Origin of the sequence: Pseudomonas antarctica (assembly GCF_900624995.1) — a bacterium.
In the GTDB taxonomy this organism is placed as follows: domain Bacteria; phylum Pseudomonadota; class Gammaproteobacteria; order Pseudomonadales; family Pseudomonadaceae; genus Aquipseudomonas; species Aquipseudomonas antarctica.
In genome coordinates this window covers 1-3,497 of sequence record NZ_UYXQ01000217.1, presented here as the reverse complement: position 1 = coordinate 3,497, position 3,497 = coordinate 1, and the positions used below count along the sequence as shown (strand labels likewise).

4 protein-coding genes are annotated in these 3,497 nt (G+C 58.8%); 3 read left to right on the top strand and 1 reads right to left on the bottom strand.

Going from position 1 to position 3,497, the window contains the following annotated elements:
- Both E0F99_RS29330 and E0F99_RS29325 read left to right on the top strand, forming a co-directional pair.
- On the top strand, positions 1-1,495 hold a 1,495-nt coding region (locus E0F99_RS29330), incomplete at its 5' end, for an Orn/Lys/Arg family decarboxylase (RefSeq protein WP_130909115.1).
- Positions 1,496-1,503: 8 nt separating this feature from the next.
- Complete coding sequence (locus E0F99_RS29325; RefSeq protein WP_083358023.1) at positions 1,504-2,085, top strand: GNAT family N-acetyltransferase; 582 nt, start codon at positions 1,504-1,506, stop codon at positions 2,083-2,085.
- On the opposite strand, the gene E0F99_RS29320 is transcribed toward E0F99_RS29325, so the two are convergent.
- On the bottom strand, positions 2,082-2,975 hold the full coding sequence (locus E0F99_RS29320) for a LysR substrate-binding domain-containing protein (RefSeq protein ID WP_083358024.1): 894 nt from the start codon (positions 2,973-2,975) through the stop codon (positions 2,082-2,084). The genes E0F99_RS29325 and E0F99_RS29320 overlap by 4 nt on opposite strands.
- Before the next feature lie 257 nt (positions 2,976-3,232).
- Here E0F99_RS29320 and E0F99_RS29310 point away from each other — a divergent pair.
- The coding region (locus E0F99_RS29310) for a hypothetical protein (RefSeq protein ID WP_130909114.1) at positions 3,233-3,497 on the top strand (265 nt) is incomplete at its 3' end.

Below are 3,497 nucleotides of genomic sequence, written 5' to 3'. Positions count from 1 at the left end.
CGACTTGGTGTTGGTCGCCCGTAACTGCCCCCACTCGGTTTTGCACTCGATCATCATGACTGGCGCGATCCCCCTGTACCTGTGCCCGGAACGCAATGAGCTGGGGATTATCGGCCCGATTCCCCTGAGTGAATTCAGCCCCGAGTCGATCCGTGCCAAGATCCAAGCCAGCCCCTTGACGCGTGGCCGACCACCCAAAGTAAAGTTGGCGGTGGTTACCAACTCCACCTATGACGGCCTGTGCTACAACGCCGAATTGATCAAGCGGCAACTGGGCAACAGTGTCGAGGTGTTGCACTTCGACGAAGCCTGGTACGCCTACGCGGCCTTTCATGAGTTCTTTGCCGGGCGTTACGGCATGGGCACCTCGCGCACCCCGGACAGCCCGCTGGTGTTTACCACCCACTCGACCCACAAGCTGCTGGCGGCCTTCAGCCAGGCCTCGATGATTCATGTGCAGGATGGCGGCGCACGGCAACTGGACCGCGACCGTTTCAACGAAGCGTTCATGATGCATATCTCCACGTCACCGCAATACAGCATCATCGCTTCGCTGGATGTCGCTTCGGCGATGATGGAAGGTCCGGCCGGCCGGTCGCTGCTGCAGGAAATGTTCGATGAGGCCCTGAGCTTTCGGCGTGCGTTAGCGAATCTGCGTCAGCATATCGCTGCCGAGGATTGGTGGTTTTCTATCTGGCAACCGCCGTCGGTGGCCGGTATCGACCGCGTTGCCACGGCGGATTGGCTGCTGCACCCGCAAGATGACTGGCATGGCTTTGGCGATGTGGCCGAAGATTACGTGCTGCTCGACCCGATCAAAGTGACCTTGGTGATGCCCGGCCTGAACGCCGGTGGCGCCTTGAGCGACTGCGGTATTCCTGCTGCGGTAGTCAGCAAATTCCTCTGGGAGCGTGGGTTGGTCGTGGAAAAGACCGGGCTGTATTCCTTCCTCGTGTTGTTTTCCATGGGTATTACCAAAGGCAAATGGAGTACCTTGCTCACCGAACTACTGGAGTTCAAGCGCAACTATGACGCGAACGTGAGCTTGGCAAGCTGCTTGCCATCAGTGTTTGCCCAAGGCCCGGCGCGCTATCAAGGCCTGGGCTTGCGCGACCTGTGCGATCAATTGCACGGCTGTTACCGTAGCAACGCCACGGCCAAACACCTCAAGCGGATGTACACGGTGCTGCCGGAAATTGCCATGAAACCGGCTGACGCCTACGACCAATTGGTCAAGGGTGAGGTGGAGGCGGTCTCGATTGACGCCTTGCCAGGGCGCATCGCAGCCGTGATGCTGGTGCCTTATCCGCCGGGCATTCCGTTGATTATGCCGGGCGAGCGCTTTACCGAGTCGACGCGATCGATCATCGACTACCTGGCGTTTGCCCGCACGTTCGATAGCAGTTTTCCCGGCTTTGTCGCCGATGTTCATGGGTTGCAACACGAAGATGACGGCATGGGTGGTTGTTACACCGTCGATTGCATCAAGGGTTAAGGATGTTTATGCAAGCTGTAATGAACCCGAAGTACCCGGGGCTCAGTGTACGGGTCGCCGACGAAGGCTTTGATGCCTACGTGTGGGGCAATGATTTCAGCTTTGAGGTCAGTGCCTATGGCGTGCCCGAGATGGGCAGGCGTGTCGATCAATGGGCTGTGGAGCGCATCGTGCCGTACCGCAAGTGTTATGGCATCGACCCGGAAGAGTTCGCCAGTTTTCGCGATGCAGCCGATAGTGCGATCTTCATGGCGTACTTGGATGACCGCGCGGTGGGGCACATTGTAGTCAGTACCAACTGGAACGGTTTTGCCCACGTCGACGAACTGGCGGTGGCCTTGCCTGCGCGACGGTATGGTGTGGCCAAGGCCTTGCTGGATGTGGCGCAGTTCTGGAGTCGTAAGAAAAGCCTGCCGGGCATGATGCTCGAAACCCAGAACAACAACCTCGGCGCCTGCCGCCTGTACGAACGTTGCGGCTATGTGATGGGCGGGATCGACCACCTGCGTTATCGCGGTATTGACCCACACACCCGCGAAGTGGCGATTTTCTGGTATCGGTTGTTCAAGTCGGAACTCGAACAGGTTTAACTCACCAGCAAGCTGTCGGCCTTCTGCGTGACAATTTCCAGCAACGCATTCAATGCCGCAGAAGCCACGCCCTCCTTGAGGGTCAATGCGTACAGGCTGACCATGATCGGCGGCGACACCGGGCACGCATCCAGCCCGGCCTCTCGCGCTCCGAATGCGGTGAATGGGTCGACAATCGCCAGGCCTTCCCCGGCTTCTACCATGCTGCGCATCATCTGGTAGGTCTGCACCCGCGTCTGTACCACTGGCAGCGGGCGCAGGGCGTGCAGCTTGGCGTCCAGCAGGCGGCTGAGCGGGTCATGCCCCTCAAGCCCGATCATCGACTGCCCGGCCAGGTCCTGCAGCGCGATGTACTTTTGCTTGGGTTTAAGCCAGCCATGGGGCGCGAGCAATTGCAGTTTGCCCTCGGCCAGCACGGTGCTTTGGATTTGCGGGTGTTGCGGGTCGTGCAGGCTCAGGCCCACATCGGCGTCGTGCAGGAGCAAGCTCCTGACAATTTCCCGCGTCGGCTGGCTCGACAGGTTGCACGGCGTGTCCTGGAAACGTCGACGCAGCAGCGCGATACTTTGCGGCAACAGTTGATTGGCCAGGGGCGGGGTACACAAGGCGCGCAGTGTGGGCGCATGGTGGTGTTTCAAGCGACTGGCCAAGCGTTGTACCGGTTCCAGCGCTTCATAGATGTGAGTGATTTCGGCCTGCAACTCGAGTGTTTCCCGCGTCGCCTGCAAACGCCCGCGCACGCTGGCAAACAGCATGAAGCCCAGTTGCTGCTCGGCATCCTTGAGGGTTGCGTCCACATCGTCCACGGGAAGTTGCAACCATTCGGCGGCCGTGCCGAGGTGTCCGGTCTGCAAGATGGCGTGAATCACTTCGATATGACGTAAACGCATCGCCGGAGTCTATGTTCAGTGCCGTGGGGTTTCAATGGCTACGGAAAAAACAGCGCGAGCCTTGATCTCGATCGCAAAGTCCCACTTGCCCTTGGACCTGTTTTCGTTGGGCAAGGACTCTACGCTGGGCGGCGTCGGGGCTAACAAAGATATTACCTACGGCGACAACTGATTCATCTGGCATTACCCGTTGACCTGATTAGAATGGCTGCTCTGATCAAAAACGACCAATACAACAAAAACAGGTCTGGTCTCACATGCCTCTACCCTCGAAACGCCTCGGGGTAACGGCCAAGCAACTGCTGGTCCTGGTGACTGTCGGGTGCGTGGCTGCTTATCTCTTCAATAATCACGATGAACGCACCGCCGAAAACCTCACGCTCGAGGCGTTTATCCGTTCTCAGGAACAGGTAAGCCAACAGGTGGGGGCTGTGCTGGAGATTGCGCTGGTCAGGCAGGTGGTGGCCTATCCCGCGTATGGCACGCCGGGTTATAAGCGTTCACTTTATGCGGTGGAAGGGG